Source organism: Hyphococcus sp. (assembly GCF_041986965.1).
In the GTDB taxonomy this organism is placed as follows: domain Bacteria; phylum Pseudomonadota; class Alphaproteobacteria; order Caulobacterales; family Parvularculaceae; genus Hyphococcus.
This window is the reverse complement of sequence record NZ_JBHIXB010000002.1, coordinates 239,602-258,760: the sequence shown is the minus strand read 5'-3', so window position 1 is coordinate 258,760 and position 19,159 is coordinate 239,602. Positions and strand designations below refer to the sequence as shown.

Sequence of the window (19,159 nt, the reverse complement as noted above, 5' to 3'; positions counted from 1 at the left end):
ACGCTAGGGTGCATTGCTCACGGCAACTTCCGTGTTTTCGCGAAGCAAGGCAAAGCCCAGCGCCACGCATTCCTCTATGCAAAGCCCTTCAGGTCGCCTGCAGGCGACGGCGTTGACATTGACGCCATAGAGGAGGTCGTCGCCGGCGCTTCGGAAGACTGTGTTCTCCAGAACGCCCTGAATGCGCAGCGCTGCTTTTTCCGCGTTGCGTTCCGTAGTCGCCGGCATCATGACAAGAAACGTGTTCGTCGCCACACGAGCCACCATGTCTTCCGCACGCGTGACGCGATTGATAAGACGCGCCGCCTGGTGCAGTGCGCGCCGGCCGGGTTCCGCTTCGCCATGCTCCTTCGACTCGGTTTCAATCCTGAGAGTGACCATAGACATGGTGCGGCCGGTTTGGTCGGCGCGGGCGCATAGCCTTGCGCCATGCTCGGCAAGGAAGGTCGCGGTAAAGGCGCCGGAGCCCGCATCACGCACGCCGTCTCCCTCGCAGGCTTGCAGGAATTTGCGCATGGATTTCTGGAGGCGCGCACGGCGCGCGGCGAGTTGCGCTTTTGGCGCGAGGTCGGCGCCGATATGGCCGGTCAGCATGAAGTCCGAGGCGCCGCGGATAGCGTATTCAGCGGCGTCATCCGGATCATGCAGGGGAAAGACGATCGGCATGTTGGCGTGTTTCGGGTGGCGGCGCAGGGAGCGGGCGAGGCTCATCAGCGGGTCGCTGTCGCGCTTGGGTAAAAAGATCGCCGCGTCGAAGCGCATGTTTTCCACGGCGCGCAAGGCCTGACCTGCTGAAAAGACGCAAACAGATTGCTCGGTGATCGGCTTCAGGGCGTTGAGCGCAGACAAGGCGACGGGTCCGGCTTCACCGGCGATGAGCACACGCAGCGCGCCCGCCGGCGCCGAAATCGGGGGGAAGTCATTGAGGCGGTTGAGGCCGGCAAGGCTTTTCAGCCGTTCGCCCGCTTCTTCGGCGATGTTGCGTAAGCGCAGGACCTGCCGGCAACGCTCAATCAGGCCATCGGGCTTTGTCAGCATCACCACAAGTTCGCCGTGGCGGCGCAGCGCGCAGCGCGCTGTTTCATCGATATAGGGGTCAATAATGATGAGGATCGAGGATTCCGGAGACGACTTACGCAGGAGCCCGGCGATCGACTGCGCCTTGCGGCTCGACACGTGACGGCCGCGTAAATCGATCAGGCCGATATCCGCATCCATGCGCCCGGCGTCCTCATGCGAGACAAGCGCGTAGCCGGCGTCCTCGAAGGCGACGGTTAACGCTGAACGCGCCTCATCCTCGCCGCCAACATAAACAATACGTGCTTTCGGCGCTGCGCCGATATCTTCCTGCATGAACTCACCCGGTCACGGCTTGCCGCCGCTTGTATGTGTCAGCGCGGTGACCGCGCCGCCGGGAGTTTATTCAAGATACGGGCCGCCCTGTCGTCTTCTTCGGCAGGTTGCAGACGGTCCTTTTCGCTCGCCGCAACCTTGATCTCAGCCTTACCCGAAAGACAGAGGTCGTCTTCGCCGCTCGCGGGAAAAACGCCATTCGCCGCCCGCTCCTGGTAGCAGGGAAGGGCGGCCAAAAACTCCTGCGGCTTTTGATGGGGACCGGCCTCCCGATAAAGCTGGGCGGTAGAGACGCCCACATAGCGCCAATGCCACGGCTCATAAGGGTCGTCGCCGGGCAGATAGTCGTTGCCGGGGGGATAGGAAAGAATGAAGCCAAAACGATAGGCGTTCTCTTCAAAGCACTGATAGGCGCGGTCGCTCGGGCGCATGAAGCGGTTTTCGACATTGATGTCGGCGGCAAGCCCGGTCTGATGCTCCGACATGCCGGGCGGCGTCACGGTGCCTTTGTCGCCGATATTGGCGTAGAGCACTTTTTGCGTTGTGTAGGAACGGTAGCCGGAGCGCAGGGAAATGCGCTCGCCGGATTCCGAACGGCACAGTGAAATCAGTTGCGCCAGGCGGGCGGGCAGATTCGCTTCGCGCGGGTCCATGCCCTCATCCGCCGCCAGACGCAGTTTCATTTCGTCGATATTGGGCGACTTCGCAGTTGGGATGGAATATTCCGCCGCGGAGATGAGATCGCCCGGCGCATAAGACGCTTCCAGCAAAAAGAGCTGCGACACCGGCCGGTTGATGTCCTCGCGGCGGTCGCGCTCACGATTGACGGCGTAACGCTGCGCGCCGAACGCATCGCGGAACAGATTGCGCATATGTTCCTGCAGCGCCTGCGCCTCGGTGTAGCGCCCCTGTCTTTCGTAAACGCCGGTCAGGAGTTTGATATAAAGGCTGAGATCGGGGCTGTTGGCGCCTTTGAGTTGTTCTTGCGCGTGAAACGCATCGAGATAAAGCTTCTCGGCGTCGTCCAGCCGGCCCATGCCCGCATAGACAGGGCCAAGCACGAGTGTCAGTTGCACCGTATCCTGATGATCGACGCCCAGGAGTTTAGAGCGGATCAAATAGGCCGATGACAAAAGCCCTGCTGCGGCGTAAGCCTCGCCTTCGCGCATGGCGTAAAAGGCGCCGAGCGAGGCCATATTGGTCGCTGCCGCCAGCTGCGCTTCCTGGGCGCCGGTGGTCGGCTCATAAGGACGCGCATGGTTGAGGGCTTCGGCGAATAGCTGGCTCGCCGCCGCGACACGATCGGCATAGAAGGCGGAAATCGCCTCGGATTCGTCGGCGTCACGCACCGCGTCGTCACCTGCAAGATCAAGAAACGAAGCATAGATCGCGACGGCGTTTTCGATGTCGCCTGAAAGGATGGAAGCGCGCGCCAGCTTGTCTTCATAGCGCGCGCGCTTGCGGCGCGTGAGGGTGTTGGACGCCTCGGTTGCGAGCGCGTCTCGAAGAAGGCCTGCGGCGCGCTCATTTCGGTGGCGCAAAAGCTGCGCATCCGCCACCTGCAGCATCAGGGGGGCGAGCTGTTCTTCAGTCCGGCCCTCTTTTGCAAGAAGTCTCAATGCGCGTTCACCGTGGACCGCCGCGCGCCTGGAAGCGTCCTGCGACGTCAATTGCTCAAACCGCGCTAAAGCGGCGTTCGCATCCACACGGACCGCAACGTTGAAATATATGCCGAAACTGATCGCCAGGATCAGAAACGCCCCGGCCAGATATGTTGGCGAACGCAACGCCATCGCCCTCAGACCACCCCTCAACTGCGCCTTCCGGCCCCCTCCGGATTACCCCTGAAGGTGACTTTATCACCCGCAACCGCCCGATGCGAGCCATTGACAGGGGATTTTTTTGGGTCGGCATCGCAGCCTCCGCGCTGGCTTCTCCAGACCGATTTGGCTATGCCCGGCTGGCACATCAGAAAGGTCGGACCCAATGAAAGGCGCAGGCAGGCGGCGAATTTATCTCATGCGGCACGGGCATGTGGACTATTTCGCGCCGGACCTAACAGATCCGCGCATGGTGCCGTTGACCGATGAAGGGCGCGAACAGGCGGGCGCGGCCGGGACGGCGCTTCGTCATGCGCATTTCGATCTTGCTGTCTATTCCGGCTTGCCGCGGACGCGCGAGACCGCGGAGATTGTGCTCGCCGGCAATGACTCGCCTCCTGATCTGATCGCTCATGAAGGCCTCGAAGAGATCAAAAGCGGCTGGATCAAAGCAACCTCGCGAGAGGAGCTTGCCGCCCGGCTCGCCTATAGTTTTGACAATGCCGACACACCGGGAGCGTGTTTTCTGCCGGAAGGGGAAACCTTTGAAAGCGCTGAAAACCGCATCACCGCCGCACTTGAGGAGTTGGTTCTGACCCGCGACTGGCGCGCGGCGCTGATTGTCGCCCATGAGGGCGTCAACCGGATCGCCCTGGGTTGGGCCTGCGGCGGCGGGCTCGCGACCATCGCCGCCTTTGAACAGGACCTCGCCTGCCTCAATATTATCGATGTCGACGTCACCCCCAACGACGCCGGGACCGGCCTCCAGATTGAGCGTATGGCGGTGAAAGCCCTGAACGTCACGGCCTATGACTTTGTGAAAAAAGGACTTTCCCGCTCCAGCCTTGAGCATCTGTTCGATGTGGATTTTGGCGGCCTACGGCCGAGACAAGACGCATCCGCCTGAGCGGAAGCTTCGAATTAGCCTTAAACCTTTCGCAAATCTGTGGTTAAATCCGCCGCAGGGGTATCGTGAGGGAGCGTTTCCAAATGCCGTATGGTGTGAAGCAGGGCGTCAAGACGCCCGGTAATTTTACGATCACAGACATGGCGGGGCTCGCCCTGTCAGGCGCCGCCGGGATTATCGCGGCGCTGGTGACAGACTATCAGCAGCAGGGTGAATCATCCGCGCTGTTCACAATCAACCAGTGGTTCGTTCAGTTTGGCAGCCTGCTGGGCTTTACCGATATTCCATTATGGATGGTCGTCCTGGGCATGACCGCCGTTGGCGCAGGCTCGATCTTTTATTTTCAGCCGATCACGCGGCAAGGGGCCTTTGCGCAGGGTTTCGGTTTGCTGGCCGTTCTCATGACGGCGATCCCCGCGGACCTTGCCGGCGGCATTCAGGGGATCAATGACTCGCTTCCCGGACTTGAGCCGGCGACTACCCGCGAAGCGTCAGTGCAGGGACGCATCTATCAAGCGAGTTACACCACGGCGCAGTATGTGCCAGCGCAAAGCCAGCGCGCCGCCAAATATGATGTGCATCTGACCATCAATTTTCCAGACGGCTTGCCTGCCAATGTGGACACGATGATCCGCCGCGGCTCACTGCGCGGAAGGCTGCATAATGAAGATCTCAATCAAACCTGGAATCTTTTTCGCAGCGCCGGCGGCACTGTGCGCAAACAGGGAAATTCCCTCGTTATTCATGCAGGCGTTCCGGCTCGCTCCAACGAAGCGCGTCTATGGGTGCGTGTCGAAGCCGAAGGATACGCCATTCAGGTTGAATCCTATCAGGCCAGCGTTGGCGAAACCGTCGAATGGAACGTGGATATGACCCCATCCTCAACACCGCTTTTCATTCAGCGTCTCGGCAAGAGCTACTGGTTCTAGATCAGGCGGAATAAATTTTCCGAACGGCGCCGGGTCAAACCGGCGCCGTTTTTTGTGTCTTCAAAAATGCGCGCGCCGCGTCATTATCCGACAGGCCGATGGCCCGGTCATAGGCGGCGTCCGCGTCATTCCTGCGCTCGAGCCCTTTGAAAATATGCGCGCGGACAGCCCAAAAAGGCTGATAGGTCTGGATCCGGTCTTTTTCTATATGGTCCAGCACGTCCAACCCATCAGCAAAACGGCCTGCGCTTGCAAGGGCTGCTGCATATCCGATCTCCGCTCCCATTGAAGGAGCGATGCGCACAAGGTTTTCATAAAGCAGGATGATGTCATTCTTGACATCGCGGCCATGAAGTCGCGATGCGGCGTGTGCAGATTGAATGGCGGCTTCCAGTTGAAACCGTCCCATGGTTTTGAGCCGCCAGGCCGTCGCCAGCGCCTCTTCGGCAGCGGCGATCATGCGTTGATCCCACAGCCCCGTGTCCTGTGACGATAAAGGAATATAAGCGCCGTCCAGATGACGGGCGGCGCGCCGCGCTTCCGCATGCAGCATCAGGGATAAGAGCCCCCAGGCCTCCGCCTGCTCCGGCGCGAGCGTGGTGACGAGCTGCGCCAGAAAAATCGCTTCATGGGTCAGGTCGCCTGTTTGTCCGGAACCGTCGACTTCATTCCAGCCTGTGCCGAACGCAGCGTAGATCGCGTCCAGCACAGCCGACATGCGGTCCGGCAATTGCTCCAGCGGGGGCTCCACAAAAGGAACGGCGGCGCTCTTGATCTTGCGTTTGGCGCGCACCAGTCGCGCGCCCATGGCTTTAGGTGAGGTCAGAAAAGCCGACGCTATCCGTGCGGCGTCCAGGCCCAGCACGGTTTGCAGCATCAGGGGTGTGCGCACATTTTCCTCGATCGCCGGATGCGCGCAAATGAACATCAACTTCAACCGTTCATCCGGGAAAGGCGACTTCATCTCGGCTTTCGCTTCGGCTTCCTCCGCCGCAAGGACCAGCGCGGGCACAGCCTCCACGCGTGTTTTCGCCTTGCGGCCCTGGTCAATCAGCTTGCGGCGCGCGGCCGTGATGATCCAGGCTTCGGGGGAGGCGGGAACGCCGGTTGTCGGCCAATGCTCAAGCGCTGCGCGGAACGCATCCGACAGCGCATCTTCCGCCGCCGCGACGTCGCCGGTGCGGGCGCAGAGCCATGCCAGCAGACGTCCATAGGATGCGCGGGCGGTCTCTTCCGCTATCGCCCGCGCGTCACGCATCGCTCAGCCGCTCACATTCCAGACAGGACGCACCTCAACATAACCGAAACCGGCGCAGGGACAGCGCGCCGCCCAGTCGAGCGCCGCATCGAGATCAGGCACCTCGATCAGATAGTAGCCGCCAAGGGTTTCCTTGCCGTCTGCAAAGGGACCGTCTTCGACGCGCCCCTGTCGCGCCCGCTTGCCCTGCTTTGAATGCTCAAGGGGATTGCCGTCGACATAGGCGCCCGCCTCGCGCAACGCATCTGTGTAGGCAAAATAGGAACCGAGAATGCCGTTGCGTTTCTCGTCCTCCATCGCCGCCCATTCATCTTCATTATCGTATAGCATCAACAGATAGTTCATGGCGCGCTCCTATCCGTCCTGGCCGTAATCGGGGATAGCTCGAACATCGACGAAACCGGTTTTCGCCGACGGACATTTCGCCGCCCATTCCACCGCGGTCTCCATGTCTGGCGCATCGATCACGAAAAACCCGCCGAGCTGTTCTTTCGTGTCCGGGAAGGGACCGTCTTCAACTTTCCGGACGCCGTTTCTCACTGATACAACCGTCGCCGTGGACGGTTGTTCCAGAGCGGCGCCGTCAAGCAATATCCCTGCGTCTTTCATCGCCCCGCTATAGGCGTACCATTCGCCCATATAGGGCTCGTATTTTTGCGCATCATCGCGCAGCGCAAAGTCGCCCGGCGATTCATGCGCGAGTATCATGACCTTCATCATCAGCTCCCGAATAGTGCGCGCCTCGTGGCGTCGCGGATGTTTCTAAGACGCGCCGCAACACGCCATTTCGACACCAGTCCTAGTCACCAAAGCGGCGCAGGAGATTGTTTCTGAGATTCATCAGCCGATTATAGACAGAAAGCGGCGCGCCCGTCTTTTTCAGATCAGCAAGCGCAACCTCCAGTTCGAATAAAAAAGCCCTGTCTTCTGTCGCGCGGATGCGGCTTTTGATCCAACCGATGCAGGCGAGGCGGACGCCGGCAGTGACGGTTTCAACCCGGTGGAGGGAGCGTGACGGGTAGAGAACGACGCTGCCCCTGTGCCCGCGAATACTGTCCTCATGACCGGCATTGTCGATGACAAGGGCGCCGCCTTCATATTCTTCCGGTTCGCTGAGAAAAACGGTGAAAGAAAGATCGGTCCGCTGACCATGGATGTAAGGGGCGTCCACATGATCACCATAGGCCATGCCCTCGCCATAGCGGTTGATGGTCATCCGCACGAAGGAGGCCGGCTGCGCCGCCGCTGCAAACACCGGATGGGCGGAAAGCGCCGCCTCGATCTTCGAAATCGCGCCCTTGACCGCCGGCGCACCGCCATCCGCCTGCCGGTTTTCCTTGACGGCGCGAGCTTCGCCCTTCGCGGTTTCCTTCCCGTCCCGCCACAGGGCTGGAGGAGAGACCGCCTCGGCGATGGCGTCACACTCTTCAGCGCTCAAAACCTGATCAATATGCAACAACATCGCCACACCCAGTTAAGAATCGTTTGCATCTACATTGGAGTGGACTATACATGCCCGCAAGACCTTGGGAGGCGCAACATGACGCGACGCTTGAAACTGATGACCGGCCTGTCGACCCTCGCGGCGGCGAGCGCTTTAGCGCTGACTGGCTGTGGCGGCGAAGGCGAGGGTGAGGGCGCCGAAGGCGAAGTCGATCTTGCCAGCCCGATCGCCGGTGAAGCCGAAGGGGAAGGACTGGGCGCTGAAGGCGAGGGAGAAGGTGGAGAAGGCGAAAGCGAGGGCGCATCGGCGAGCGGCGATCCGGCGACAGACGATGTCGCCTATCTGAAACTTCTCGGACTAGTGCGCGGGCACCTCATTGCTTTTTACGAGCTCTATCAAAGCGGTTCAAAAGACATGGCCAGGATGCATGTCAAACATCCCGAGAGCGAGCTTTACTCCGACATCGCGCCTGCATTCGGCGCCCGCGGACAATCCGGTTTTGCTGACGAGCTAACGGCGCTGGCCAACGCAGCGACGGCTGGCGGGGATGTGGAAGCCGAATACAGCGCCGCCGTTGAAGCCATCAATGCGCATGCGCCAGCGACGAACCCGGCTGTTGTTTTGCTTTCCGTGTCGGAAATCATCCGCGTCGCGGCAGATGAATTCGACATTGGCGTTGAAGATGACGGGGCGATCAGCAACGCCCATGAATATCAGGACGCTTACGGATTTCTGGTCGCATCGCGCGACATGATCGCCGGGATCGACACCAACGACGTCAACGCATCTGACGCCATCAACCTCGCCCATGAACAGATCGAGTTGGCGCTGGCGTCTTTCGACGGCCTTACCGCTGAAACGACCGAAGGCCGTTCGTCAACGCTCTACGGCGCCGCCGCCCGGATCGAGCTTGCCGCGCGCGGCCTTATGTAGAGGTCGGAACTTCGCCTGATAGACAGCGCACGACAAATGTTCTATATTTGTTCTCATGCTGTCAAGGCCGGAAAAACCAGGGATTTCTGACTCAGGCGCGGCCGTCGCCCCGGCGGCGGATCGCCCGCTTTCCTGTCTGTTCATCGACTTCAACGCCTATTTCGCCGGCGTCGAACAGCATGACCATCCCAACCTGATGGGCAAACCGGTGATTGTGACGCCGCTTGCCTCCGAGCATACCGGCGCGATCGCCGCGAGTTACGAGGCGCGTCCCTTCGGGATCAAACGCGGGACCAAGGTCGCCGATGCGCGCAAGCTGTGTCCGGGGATAGCGGTGATGCCCGCTCGCCATGACCGTTATGTGGCCGTTCACAAGCTGCTCATGAAAGAGATCGAGCGTCATATCCCGCTCGAAAAAATATATTCCATCGACGAGGCGGCGTTCCGGCTGTCGCGGTCGGAACAGGATCCTGCGCGCGCGATCGAAACCGCTTACCGCATCAAAGAGGGGATCGCCCGGAATGTCGGCCCGGCCTTGCGTTCTTCCATCGGCATTGCGCCAACACGGCTCCTCGCCAAACTCGCGGCCGAGCGGGTCAAACCTGACGGTCTGACGGTTTTGCGTATTGAGGACCTTCCCCATGCGCTGGAGGATATTCCACTAACGGATATTCCCGGCATCGGCGCCGGCGTCGCCGCGCGGCTTTCCCGGGCGGGCGTCAATGATTTCATGGCCCTGTGGCGCTTGCAGCCGAAACAGGCGCGAGCGATCTGGAACTCGGTGATGGGCGAGCGTTTCTGGCATGGATTGCATGGGTTTGAGACGGTGGAGGAGCCCACGAAGAAATCCATGATCGGACATAGCCGTGTTTTAAGCCGCGAACATGAAGCGCCGGAAAAAGCGCGCATTGTCGCACGGGCGCTGCTCCTCAAAGCCGCGAGCCGTCTTCGCCACTACGGAATGCACGCATCCTCGCTCAGCCTTTCCGTGCGCTTGCGGCCGGAGGGCGGGTGGCAATCGGCGCGCCGGTTCAAACATTCGCAGGACAGCTTTCTGTTTCTCAATCTGCTCGATGAGATGTGGTCGCAATTGTGCATACGCCAACGCCAAAAGGGGCCCATGCCGCGTTTTGGCGGCGTCACCGTCTATCTCCATGGCCTTTCGAAATGCGGTGACACGGCGCTTGAACAGCTGGACCTATTTGCAGAGCCCGAAAGTGTCGAAAAGGATGCACGCCGGGCCGGTTTGTGGAAGGCGATTGACGACATCAACGCCGATCTCGACTCAAAGTTTCAGCGCCTTGGCGCGCCTTCCCCGGATGGCGCACGCAAACGGCACATCTCGCTCGCCAGCCAATCCGGCCTTGCGCTCAATTATCTCGGGGCCAAGATCGCTTTTTCCCGCGTGCCGGAAGAAGCCGAATTTCTCTACTGAAAGCCTGTTTTAAACCTCTGCGCCGGAGATCATCGGCTCCGCAATGTTTTTCGCCCGCACGGCAAGATGCGACGACATGAAGTGAATTGCGGACAAAAGTTCGGAGGCTTGATCGGCGGAAGCATAGGTGGCGCGTAGCTTCACATGCCAGCCATGGGTTTTCACAACCCAAAGAGAAGTCCGGTAAGGCGCGCCGTTAATGTCGCCAATTTCGAAACCACCGGCGAGCGGCTCTTCAATTCCCTCAAGAATTTCTGCGATCGCCGGATCTGCATCTGTCTCAATCACCTCAACAACAGGCAACGTCACCTGAGATTGCACCGGATAATTTTGCAAGATCGTCTGCGCCGCGGCGACCGCGTGGGCTTCGAGCTCCACATCCGGCCAGTAACTCGCATAGGCGGTGATCCCGTCCCCGTTGTCCGGGGCGCTGTAATGGCAGGCGATATCCCGCCTTGTTTCTGAAAACTCGATCACACGCTCAAGTTCGAAAGTTCGCCCCCCTTCGCCGAGCGAGATGCCGGACGGACACAAAAGCCCGCTTTCCACATGCCGCAGTCGGTCGCCTTCGATCGCCCAGCCATCCTGTTCGAAACTGTTTTGCGCCTGAACGTAATAGGACTGACCGCCGCCGGAGAGCGCCTTGTTGCTCAACCGGTCGCTATCGCTTTTGTCACGATTGACGACGCGTTCATGGGCCAGCATGCGGTCATCCGCAGACGCCGACAGGACAGCCATGTTGTCTTCAAGCGAAGCAGACTTGATGGACAGGTTCTCAGCGACTTCAATCCGCGACAGGCGATCAAATGCATAATAATCGTAGGGATTGATTATCTGTGGGCCTTGTGCGGTTTGCGGCCCGCTGACGCAGGCGGCGCCCAGAAGACATAGGGCGAGACCGGCGAATTTATACTGATACATCAAACAATTCCTGTGCGTTCGAGATAGGGAGGAAGGCGCTCAGTCTTCACTACGCCGCCAGAAGGGTTTTCGCTTTTCCTCATGGGGCTTGGCGCGGCCCTTCAGTTCTTTCGGGTTCCACGGGCCGTAACTGAAACTGCGCGAGCCCGGCTGCGGCTGATAACCGGTTAGTGTAACCCGATGGTCTGCGGCCGCATGATGCTCCACAGATTCCTCTTCGAGATAACGTACGCTTTTCGTGCGGCGCAGCGAATCCGGGAAAAGGCTCATCAGCTCCATGATGTCTTTCGGCATCTCGCGCGAGACATTAAGCCCCAACTCCTTCGCCTCGCCATAGGCAATGGGATAGTCATGGGTCCATCGACCCGATGATAATTGCTCCGAAATGGAGATTGCCGCATTTTCGGAAACGGTTCCTGTCAGCAGCTCCCGGGCGATCTTTTGAAGCTGGGTGATCGCCATGGCGCCCACATCGGCCAACACCAGTGTATAATCATCCGTATTCTGAATAGGTTTTTCACCGGCGACGCGAACCACCGACGCCGCGGGCAGACCGCCGATCTGCGGGTCGATCGGGCCGAGCACGGCATGGTCGCTCAGGACGACTTCATCGGCGGCAAGCGCAATCAATGTACCGCCCGACATCGCATAATGAGGCACGAATACCGTTTTCTTGCCGGGATGGGCCTTGATGGCGCGGGCGATCTGAACCGCCGGCAGGACGAGTCCGCCGGGGGTGTGCAGGATGAATTCCAGCGGTTTGTTGGGCGGCGTCTTGCGGATGGCCTCAAGAACGTCTTCGGCGTCATTAAGATCGATATAGCGCAGCATCGGAATGCCAAGGAGGCCCATCGGCTCCTGGCGGTGCACAATGGCGATAACGCGGCTTTTGCGCTTTTTCTGGATTTTGGAGAACTTTTTGACAAGTTCGGCGTGGCGCTGCTGATTGGCAAGGTTGCGCGAAAAAATAAATAATAAAATCAACAAGATCGGCAAGGCGCCGAAAAACGCTTCCATGCCCCGATACCCCTCTACGCACGACAAGTCGCCAGAGCTTAAGGGCTTTTTAGAGGGGAGGAAAGGCCGCCCGGTTCAAGCATGTGTTCGCCAATGCGAGATCATCAGGCGCGCCAGCACCTCCGGGGCGTCGTAGGAAATCCAGTGGCTGGCCCCTTTTATACGCTCATAGCGCCAGGGCGCGTCAACATAGTCTTGCGACCCCGTCATCTGCGCTTCAGTGAGATAAGCTTCGCCATCACTCCAGATCCCCAAGGTCGGGATGCGGATGATTTCCTCACCGAAGGCGCCGGGCGGCGGCGGCTTTACCATCCGGCTGATGGAAATATTTGCGCGATACCAGTTCAATCCGGCGGTGAGCCGGCCCGGGCGCGAGAGCAGGCGGATCGTTTCCTCTATATCGCCGTGAGCCGACCAGTGCTTGCGTAAAAGCGCCCAGTCATTAGCGCGGTACGCCGCTTCGCAAATGCCGCGAAACTGATGGAAAAGAATATAGGTGCTGCGCCATTTCTGCTCCCATCCAGCTTTCAGGAAAGCGCGCGTGTGGCCAACGGAGATCGCAGTCAGCGTCTTGAATCTTTCAGGGTGTTGTGCGGCGAGCATCCAGGCGACCGGCGCTCCGAAATCATGTCCTGCAATATGCGCAATCTCTATCCCCAACGCCTCCATGATGGCGAGCACATCCTTGGCGGCGCCATCTTGAATGTCATAGGCGGCGACCGAAGCCGCCATATCCGTTTCGCCAAATCCACGCAGGTCAGGCGCAATGACGCGAAAGCCCGCCGCCACATATAACGGCGTCACTTTCTCCCAGACGGCGGAGGAATCCGGAAAACCGTGAAGCAGGATCGCAACGGGGGCGCTTTCATTGCCGCTATCGCGCACAAAATGTGAAAGACCGTTTGCGGAAATGCTGTGTTTGATGTTTCGCATTCGTGTAAAATGGATATTTATTGACAAAAGATACCCAGAAAACTGAAATGGGCATCTTCAATAGTACGGGATAAATCTTGGGAACTGTCATGGGGGTGAAGATGAGATTCCTGAACACTGGTACAAAAGCAGCTCTTCTGATCATAGTTCCAGCGCTATTTTTGTACCTCCTTTACTTTGGCATCCTAAATTTTTCTTGTGTAGCTTCATTTTTTTCTGTTCGCAACGAACAATGCACGGTTGTCGGCGCCTTTAACGAAGGCGTTTGGACCGAGTTAGTTTTTGGCGTTTTCTTTGGGTCAATTGTTTTTGGTTTATTTGTTAGTTTACTTCAAGAGCTTCGCGATCGCACACAATGGGAGGGGTTGCGAGAAACACGATCTCGATCTTTGTTAATTGAAACAACAGACATTTCACGCGCTTTGAATTCTCTTATGTTAGGCCTCAACCATGAGAACACAAAGGTGGTGCGCTTTCGAAGAGATATATACGAAGAAAGCCGCGAGCTTATACTCGCCAAAATAGGTTATATGCGTATATGGCTTTCATCTATTGCGGATATTTATCCCAACGGCATGCTCAATGAAATTGGAAATTTAGAATCCGATTTTTTTGATATGGATAAGGCTATCGTCTTATTTCTATCCAATTCTGACTACTTTGAAGCACTCGGACAAACCGGCGATCTTGATATGCAGAACGCTGCAAAATTTCGCGCGGGACTTAATCATGTAACAGATGAAGTTTCAAAATTTTCAGAATCAGCCATCGCAACATTTCATTCTTCATTCAAAAACAAAGAAGAGAATTCTGTTATTAAAAATCTACGTTCCGAAGTTGCCAAGTTTCAGGATCGCGGACGGAAAAAGTTGGACGAATTCATCGAAAGATGCGTCATTCCCATCGAGAGCGAAGAATCAAGCGAGTTTGGTCAACAAACAGCGCCAGACACTTCGCGCAATCACATAGATTTTGGAAGAAAATGGCTTCGCCGCCAACAATCGGCTCCGCAGGAAGGCGCTTGTCAACTTCAGTTAATGAAACAAGAGAACTACTCTTGACTTGCTTTGCTGCACTGACTCGATCTTAGGCGCGCATGCGGTTCGTTGTTTAACTTTCACGCCGCGCAAGAAACGCCAGCCGTTCAAACATGTGTATATCCTGTTCGTTCTTCAAAAGCGCGCCATGAAGCGGCGGGATCGCTTTGCGGGGGTCGCGCTCGGAGAGAATTTCTTCAGGCAGGTCTTCAGCCATCAACAGCTTCAGCCAGTCGAGAAGCTCTGACGTTGACGGTTTCTTTTTGAGGCCCGGCACTTCGCGGATTTCATAAAAGACTTTCATCGCATCAGCGACCAGGCGTTTCTTGATGCCCGGGAAATGCACATCGACAATCTGCGCCATTACATCGGCGTCTGGAAACTTGATGTAATGGAAAAAACAGCGGCGCAAAAACGCGTCCGGCAATTCCTTTTCGTTGTTCGACGTAATGATAACAATTGGCCGTTGTTTCGCTTTTACAGTTTCATCTGTTTCGTAGACAAAAAACTCCATGCGATCGAGCTCTTGCAGAAGGTCGTTGGGGAACTCGATGTCGGCCTTGTCGATTTCGTCGATAAGGAGAACCGGCCGCTGATCGGCGGTGAACGCCTCCCATAATTTTCCGCGCTTGATGTAGTTTTTGACATCTCGCGCACGTTCCTCGCCAAGCTGGCCGTCACGCAGGCGCGCCACGGCGTCATATTCATAAAGCCCTTGATGCGCCTTCGTGGTGGATTTGATGTGCCATTCAAGGAGCGGCGCGCCGAGCGCCTTGGCCACTTCAATGGCGAGCACGGTCTTGCCCGTCCCGGGCTCGCCCTTGACGAGCAGGGGACGCTCTAAGGTCACCGCTGCATTGACCGCGACTTTTAGATCTTCGGTGGCGACATAATCCTTCGTGCCGGTAAACTTCACAAAAACGCTCTCTTCTCTGGCCTGCTCCACGACTATAAAGCCGCAAAAGCCTCGCGCAATCGCTTGATGCAGCTTTGAAAATTCATTTTTGCATTTCGTTCAAAAATCCGGCAGCTTCGCGAGCGTCAGCCCGAAAGGAAATTTCATGCGCCTCGTCCTTCTGTCCCTTGCGTCCCTTCTGATGATTTCGGCCTGCGCTCGCGAGGCTGCGGAAACAGCGCCTGCCGCTGGCAATGAGGCGGAAGGCGAACGGCAAGCAGCAGCATCACCGGCAAAGGTCTGGGTCAATGACAGCGTCAAAGATTTTACGCGCAAAGACGGATTCCTGACGCTTTTCGGCGATGAAAAGGGCGGAAAAGTCTATGCGGTGTTTCCGCCGGCAGATGACGATGGCGTCGCCCTGCGCGCCATTCACGCGGCGGGGCTCACTTCCGGGCTGGGCTCGAACCCTGTAGGCCTTGATCGCGGCCTGTTCGATGGCGGCTCACTGGTCGCCTTCCGGCGCATTGGCGACAAGATGATCGCCGAGCAGGAAAACTGGACTTATCGCGCGACCTCGGACAATCCGCTGGAGCAAAAGGCCGTGCGCGAGTCCTTCGCGCGTTCCTTCCTCTGGTCAGGGGAGGTGAGCGCCACCGGCCCGAACGGGGAGAGCCTGGTGGATATCTCCGGTTTCATTACGCGCGATTCCCTTGGCGTCGTCGCGGCGTTGAAAGATCATCCGAAGGGCGGATCCTATTCGGTAGCGACGGACAGAACCTTTCCCGACGCCGCGAACGCTCTGGCGTTTCCGGACAATGTCGAGTTCGACGCCTATATGACGCTCGTCAGCGACAAGCCCGGCGATGAAGTGTGGGCGACTGCCGCGGATGGGCGCGCCATCACCATGGTGATGCATCACTCTCTCGTTCGCCTGCCAGATGACGGCTACACGCCCCGCGCGTTTGACGTTCGTTCCGGCGCCATCGACGTTCCTTATTATGATTTCTCGGCGCCCCTTGAAGCGCAAATCCAGAAAGCTTTCGCCCGCCGTTACCGGCTTGAAAAAGAAGACCCGAGCGCGGCGACAAGCCCGGCGAAAGACCCAATCGTCTTTTATGTTGACGCCGGCGCCCCGCCGCAAATCCGCGATGCATTGATTGAAGGCGCTTCGTGGTGGGCGCAGGCCTTTGAAGCCGCCGGATTTGAAAACGCCTATCGCGTCGAGCCGTTGCCCGAGGGCGCGCATCCCCGCGATATCCGCTACAATGTTATTTCCTGGACGCACCGCCAGACCCGCGGCTGGTCTTATGGCGGCGGCGTTTCCGATCCCCGCACCGGCGAAATGATCAAAGGCAGCGTCATTCTCGGCAGTCAGCGCGTGCGTCAGGACCGCATGATCTTTGAAGGGCTCGCCGGCGCCCAAAATTCCGGCAAAGGCGGGGCGGATGATCCGGTTGAAATCGCCCTCGCGAGAATCCGTCAACTGTCGGCCCATGAAGTCGGCCATTCCCTCGGCTTTGCGCACAACTTCGCCGCCTCAACCAATGACCGGGCGTCCGTTATGGACTATCCGGCGCCGCTGGTGACGGTCGGCGCTGATGGCGCGCTCGATTTCAGCGAAACCTATGACACCGGGATAGGCGAGTGGGACAAGCTCGCCGCAACCTGGCTTTATGCACAATTCGCACCGGATACTGACGAATCCGCTGCGCTCAATAAAGTTCTGGCGGACGGCTATGCCTCGGGCCTGCGCTTTGTGGCTGACAGCGAAGGGCGTTCCGTCGGCACGGGCAATCCTTATGGCAGTGTCTGGGACAATGGCGCTGATCCGGTCCAGTCGCTGCGTGATGTGATGGCTGTGCGCTCTATCGCGCTGGCCGGTTTCGGTGACCGCGCCATTGCGCCGGGCGCGCCGATGGCGCGGCTGCGCGAGGTCATCGTCCCGATCTATCTTTATCACCGCTATCAGGTGGCCGCTGCGGCGAAGTTCGTCGGCGGTTATAACTTCGCCTACAAAACGAAGGGCGATTCACTGCCCACCGGCGCCGTTGTAGAGAATGAAAAGCAACGTGAAGCGCTTGCGGCGCTCATGGATACGCTTGACCCGTCCGTCCTTGTGCTTCCGGCCTCTGTACTGGACCAGATGACGCCTCCTATGGGCGCCTTCAATGGTAATAATGGCGGCGAAGTTTTTGAAACAGACACGCATCCCATATTCGATCTCGCAAGCGCCGCCGATGCGGCGGTCAGCGTTACGATAGGCGCTCTTTTGCATCCGGCGCGGGCCGCGCGCCTTGAAGAGCAACATCGTCGCGATCCATCAGCGCTGGGCTTCGCCGATGTTCTGAACGCTATGGACGCCAAAATTTTTGCGGCCGCAAACACAAATGAACAAGCCCTCGCCAATGTAACGCAGGACCGGTTCATTTCTTCTTTGATTGAGCTTGCCCTGAACGAACGCGCAGCGCCGTCTGCGCGCGCCCAGGCCGAAGCGAAATTACGCGCCGTCGCCAACCGGCTCGGCCCATCGCTCTTCAACAGCGCAAATGCGCGGGAACATAACGCCTGGCTGCGCGATCGCATTGAAGCGCATTTGAACCGTCCGGCCGCGGCCGCGTCAGTTACCGCGCCAGAGGCCGAAATTCCGCCCGGAAGCCCGATCGGCGGCAGTAGCGCAGGCATGATGGAAACCTGCTGGCATTGCGACAGCTTGAAAGACTAAAGAATCTTCTTCATCGCGATGCGGGGTTTTGCGGCGTAGCCGGACTGGGCTTCTTCGGCCTGCACGGCGGCAAGGTCGGGCTCATTTTCACCCGGGGTGAACACTTCATACCCGATCGCGCGATAGAAAGGCGCGTTCCACGCAACATCGCGAAAAGTTGTGAGTGTTATCACGTCGTGACCTTCATCACGCGCCCAGCTTTCGCTAGCGGCGATCAGCGCGCGGCCGATCCCGCGTTTTTGAAACTGAGTGCTGACTGAAACTTCAGTGATATGTGCATGACCATCCACGGGCCACATCAGGATAAAGCCCGCCGGCGCACCGTCGAGATCCGCAATCAAAGAGGCGCCGTCATCGAGGCCGCGCTGATGTTCCTGCACGCTGCGCACAGGGCCGTCGGCGCAGAAGTCGTACCCCACCGCGCGAAAGGCCTGCGCTGCATCCCGTTCAAGCGCCTGCATCAAGGCAATATCACCGGCGGTCGCCCGCCTAATTGTCAGCGTCATCCAGCGAGGCCGATTTCGCGAAGGCGCTGTTTCAGGAATTCATCAGCTGTAATGTCAGGATATTTCGCGCCATCGCCTTTGCAACTGTCGAGACAAGACAACAGCGCGCTGGAATGCGGGTGCATGAAGAACGGCATGGAGTAGCGGGACTCATTCGTTCCTCCTTCCGGATTGATCACACGGTGCGTTGTCGCGGGGATAACGTCGTTGCAGACCCGCGCCAGCATGTCTCCGGCGTCGACAATAAGGTTGTCGGGATCGGTCTCCACCGGCAGCCATTTGCCGTCGCGATCAAGTAATTGAAGCCCGGCGCCGTTCGCCGCCACGAGAATGGTGATGAGATTGATGTCCTCATGCGCGGCGGCGCGGATGGAGCCCGGGTCTGCGCCGTCCGGAACCGGCGGATAGTGGAGGAGCCGAAGGATCGAATTGCCGTCGGTCGCCATCTTGCGGAAAAAGTCCCGCGGCACATCGAGAGACGGCGCCAGCGCCTCCAGCATGGCAAGGCCTGCCTCTTCGAGGGCGTCATAAAGCTCGACAAAGGTGTCGCGAAAGCTTTCAGGTTTATCGGGCCATATATTTGCAGGATAAATCTTTTCAAGCTCGGAGCCGGGCTCAAACTCGCGCCCCACATGCCAGAACTCTTTCAGGTCCGGATGCTTTGAGTCCTTGGCGTGTTCGCGACCGAAGGGCGTGTAACCGCGCTGTCCATCCTTGCGAAAGAACTCCATTTTATAGTCTTCCGGGAGGGCGAAAAACTCGGCGCTCTTGTCATATGCGCGCTGCAACAACTCACGGCTGACTTTGTGGTCCTTGAGAATAATGAAGCCGAAATATTTGAAGCCTTCATAAAGGGCTTCCTCAAACTCGCGCCGGGCGCCCAAATCTCCATCCGTATAGGCCTTGAGACTAAGCTCCGGCACGCGGTCATATTTACGGGCCATGGCGGATCCTTTTGCGAAAATGGTTATGCTTTTGGCGGTTTACGCCCGCCGCCGACGGGGTGCAATGGCGTAAAAGAGCGCATCCGAAACCGCCGGCAACGC

General features: G+C 58.4%; 18 protein-coding genes. 6 read left to right on the top strand and 12 right to left on the bottom strand.

The genetic code is table 11. The features are described from left to right. Positions 1-3: 3 nt before the first annotated feature. Positions 4-1,353 (bottom strand): GGDEF domain-containing protein, encoded by a 1,350-nt coding sequence (locus ACFC5L_RS10280; protein ID WP_375203032.1) that lies wholly within the window; start codon positions 1,351-1,353, stop codon positions 4-6. A gap of 38 nt (positions 1,354-1,391) precedes the next feature. Continuing rightward, a complete protein-coding gene (locus ACFC5L_RS10275) occupies positions 1,392-3,146 on the bottom strand; it encodes a D-alanyl-D-alanine carboxypeptidase family protein (protein ID WP_375203033.1) in 1,755 nt (584 codons plus the stop codon). Between the two features lie 193 nt (positions 3,147-3,339). On the opposite strand from ACFC5L_RS10275, the gene ACFC5L_RS10270 reads away from it, so the two are divergent. Together ACFC5L_RS10270 and ACFC5L_RS10265 are read left to right on the top strand one after the other, a co-directional pair. After that, positions 3,340-4,080 carry a histidine phosphatase family protein gene (locus ACFC5L_RS10270; RefSeq protein ID WP_375203034.1) on the top strand — a complete coding sequence of 247 codons (741 nt, stop codon included), beginning with the start codon at positions 3,340-3,342 and terminating at the stop codon, positions 4,078-4,080. An 83-nt stretch (positions 4,081-4,163) separates the two neighbouring features. Further along, entirely contained in the window at positions 4,164-5,009 is an 846-nt protein-coding gene (locus ACFC5L_RS10265) for a hypothetical protein (RefSeq protein ID WP_375203035.1), read from the top strand. A gap of 34 nt (positions 5,010-5,043) precedes the next feature. On the opposite strand, the gene ACFC5L_RS10260 is transcribed toward ACFC5L_RS10265, so the two are convergent. From ACFC5L_RS10260 to ACFC5L_RS10245, 4 genes are all read right to left on the bottom strand, one after another. Next, positions 5,044-6,267 (bottom strand): RNA polymerase sigma factor, encoded by a 1,224-nt coding sequence (locus tag ACFC5L_RS10260; protein ID WP_375203036.1) that lies wholly within the window; start codon positions 6,265-6,267, stop codon positions 5,044-5,046. Positions 6,268-6,270: 3 nt separating this feature from the next. After that, positions 6,271-6,612, bottom strand: coding sequence for a YciI family protein (locus ACFC5L_RS10255; RefSeq protein ID WP_375203037.1), 342 nt, complete (start codon positions 6,610-6,612; stop codon positions 6,271-6,273). Positions 6,613-6,621: 9 nt separating this feature from the next. Continuing rightward, positions 6,622-6,987: a YciI family protein gene (locus ACFC5L_RS10250; protein WP_375203038.1), complete on the bottom strand. Its 366-nt coding sequence runs from the start codon at positions 6,985-6,987 to the stop codon at positions 6,622-6,624. Positions 6,988-7,066: 79 nt separating this feature from the next. Next, positions 7,067-7,729: a Fe2+-dependent dioxygenase gene (locus ACFC5L_RS10245; RefSeq protein ID WP_375203039.1), complete on the bottom strand. Its 663-nt coding sequence runs from the start codon at positions 7,727-7,729 to the stop codon at positions 7,067-7,069. 78 nt (positions 7,730-7,807) lie between these two features. Here ACFC5L_RS10245 and ACFC5L_RS10240 point away from each other — a divergent pair, with 78 nt between their 5' ends. Continuing rightward, entirely contained in the window at positions 7,808-8,644 is an 837-nt protein-coding gene (locus ACFC5L_RS10240) for a hypothetical protein (protein ID WP_375203040.1), read from the top strand. 55 nt (positions 8,645-8,699) lie between these two features. Next, on the top strand, positions 8,700-10,079 hold the full coding sequence (locus ACFC5L_RS10235; protein ID WP_375203041.1) for a Y-family DNA polymerase: 1,380 nt from the start codon (positions 8,700-8,702) through the stop codon (positions 10,077-10,079). 9 nt (positions 10,080-10,088) lie between these two features. On the opposite strand, the gene ACFC5L_RS10230 is transcribed toward ACFC5L_RS10235, so the two are convergent. The 3 genes from ACFC5L_RS10230 to ACFC5L_RS10220 form a co-directional block, all read right to left on the bottom strand. Beyond that, positions 10,089-11,000, bottom strand: a complete 912-nt coding sequence (locus ACFC5L_RS10230) for a hypothetical protein (protein ID WP_375203042.1) — start codon at positions 10,998-11,000, stop codon at positions 10,089-10,091. Positions 11,001-11,039: 39 nt separating this feature from the next. Beyond that, positions 11,040-12,017 carry an SDH family Clp fold serine proteinase gene (locus ACFC5L_RS10225; RefSeq protein ID WP_375203043.1) on the bottom strand — a complete coding sequence of 326 codons (978 nt, stop codon included), beginning with the start codon at positions 12,015-12,017 and terminating at the stop codon, positions 11,040-11,042. 75 nt (positions 12,018-12,092) lie between these two features. Next, positions 12,093-12,950, bottom strand: coding sequence for an alpha/beta fold hydrolase (locus tag ACFC5L_RS10220; protein ID WP_375203044.1), 858 nt, complete (start codon positions 12,948-12,950; stop codon positions 12,093-12,095). A gap of 101 nt (positions 12,951-13,051) precedes the next feature. Between ACFC5L_RS10220 and ACFC5L_RS10215 the strand changes: the two genes are divergently transcribed. Continuing rightward, complete coding sequence (locus ACFC5L_RS10215; protein WP_375203045.1) at positions 13,052-14,011, top strand: hypothetical protein; 960 nt, start codon at positions 13,052-13,054, stop codon at positions 14,009-14,011. A 49-nt stretch (positions 14,012-14,060) separates the two neighbouring features. On the opposite strand, the gene ACFC5L_RS10210 is transcribed toward ACFC5L_RS10215, so the two are convergent. Continuing rightward, complete coding sequence (locus ACFC5L_RS10210) at positions 14,061-14,903, bottom strand: AAA family ATPase (RefSeq protein ID WP_375203046.1); 843 nt, start codon at positions 14,901-14,903, stop codon at positions 14,061-14,063. A gap of 145 nt (positions 14,904-15,048) precedes the next feature. Between ACFC5L_RS10210 and ACFC5L_RS10205 the strand changes: the two genes are divergently transcribed. Next, a complete protein-coding gene (locus tag ACFC5L_RS10205) occupies positions 15,049-17,607 on the top strand; it encodes a zinc-dependent metalloprotease (protein ID WP_375203047.1) in 2,559 nt (852 codons plus the stop codon). Here ACFC5L_RS10205 and ACFC5L_RS10200 read toward each other — a convergent pair. Together ACFC5L_RS10200 and ACFC5L_RS10195 are read right to left on the bottom strand one after the other, a co-directional pair. Beyond that, positions 17,604-18,113, bottom strand: a complete 510-nt coding sequence (locus ACFC5L_RS10200; RefSeq protein WP_375203048.1) for a GNAT family N-acetyltransferase — start codon at positions 18,111-18,113, stop codon at positions 17,604-17,606. The genes ACFC5L_RS10205 and ACFC5L_RS10200 overlap by 4 nt on opposite strands. Continuing rightward, the gene (locus tag ACFC5L_RS10195) at positions 18,110-19,057 is read right to left on the bottom strand and encodes an isopenicillin N synthase family dioxygenase (protein ID WP_375203049.1); all 948 of its coding nucleotides are present in this window, start codon (positions 19,055-19,057) and stop codon (positions 18,110-18,112) included. The genes ACFC5L_RS10200 and ACFC5L_RS10195 overlap by 4 nt, the downstream gene beginning before the upstream one ends. Positions 19,058-19,159: the final 102 nt, after the last annotated feature.

What these genes read in the sequence shown, in the direction of transcription:
- ACFC5L_RS10280 (WP_375203032.1), bottom strand. Translation starts at nt 1,353, where the DNA reads ATGCAGGAAGATATCGGCGCAGCGCCGAAAGCACGTATTGTTTATGTT.
- ACFC5L_RS10275 (WP_375203033.1), bottom strand. Translation starts at nt 3,146, where the DNA reads ATGGCGTTGCGTTCGCCAACATATCTGGCCGGGGCGTTTCTGATCCTG.
- ACFC5L_RS10270 (WP_375203034.1), top strand. Translation starts at nt 3,340, where the DNA reads ATGAAAGGCGCAGGCAGGCGGCGAATTTATCTCATGCGGCACGGGCAT.
- ACFC5L_RS10265 (WP_375203035.1), top strand. Translation starts at nt 4,164, where the DNA reads ATGCCGTATGGTGTGAAGCAGGGCGTCAAGACGCCCGGTAATTTTACG.
- ACFC5L_RS10260 (WP_375203036.1), bottom strand. Translation starts at nt 6,267, where the DNA reads ATGCGTGACGCGCGGGCGATAGCGGAAGAGACCGCCCGCGCATCCTAT.
- ACFC5L_RS10255 (WP_375203037.1), bottom strand. Translation starts at nt 6,612, where the DNA reads ATGAACTATCTGTTGATGCTATACGATAATGAAGATGAATGGGCGGCG.
- ACFC5L_RS10250 (WP_375203038.1), bottom strand. Translation starts at nt 6,987, where the DNA reads ATGATGAAGGTCATGATACTCGCGCATGAATCGCCGGGCGACTTTGCG.
- ACFC5L_RS10245 (WP_375203039.1), bottom strand. Translation starts at nt 7,729, where the DNA reads ATGTTGTTGCATATTGATCAGGTTTTGAGCGCTGAAGAGTGTGACGCC.
- ACFC5L_RS10240 (WP_375203040.1), top strand. Translation starts at nt 7,808, where the DNA reads ATGACGCGACGCTTGAAACTGATGACCGGCCTGTCGACCCTCGCGGCG.
- ACFC5L_RS10235 (WP_375203041.1), top strand. Translation starts at nt 8,700, where the DNA reads ATGCTGTCAAGGCCGGAAAAACCAGGGATTTCTGACTCAGGCGCGGCC.
- ACFC5L_RS10230 (WP_375203042.1), bottom strand. Translation starts at nt 11,000, where the DNA reads ATGTATCAGTATAAATTCGCCGGTCTCGCCCTATGTCTTCTGGGCGCC.
- ACFC5L_RS10225 (WP_375203043.1), bottom strand. Translation starts at nt 12,017, where the DNA reads ATGGAAGCGTTTTTCGGCGCCTTGCCGATCTTGTTGATTTTATTATTT.
- ACFC5L_RS10220 (WP_375203044.1), bottom strand. Translation starts at nt 12,950, where the DNA reads ATGCGAAACATCAAACACAGCATTTCCGCAAACGGTCTTTCACATTTT.
- ACFC5L_RS10215 (WP_375203045.1), top strand. Translation starts at nt 13,052, where the DNA reads ATGAGATTCCTGAACACTGGTACAAAAGCAGCTCTTCTGATCATAGTT.
- ACFC5L_RS10205 (WP_375203047.1), top strand. Translation starts at nt 15,049, where the DNA reads ATGCGCCTCGTCCTTCTGTCCCTTGCGTCCCTTCTGATGATTTCGGCC.
- ACFC5L_RS10200 (WP_375203048.1), bottom strand. Translation starts at nt 18,113, where the DNA reads ATGACGCTGACAATTAGGCGGGCGACCGCCGGTGATATTGCCTTGATG.
- ACFC5L_RS10195 (WP_375203049.1), bottom strand. Translation starts at nt 19,057, where the DNA reads ATGGCCCGTAAATATGACCGCGTGCCGGAGCTTAGTCTCAAGGCCTAT.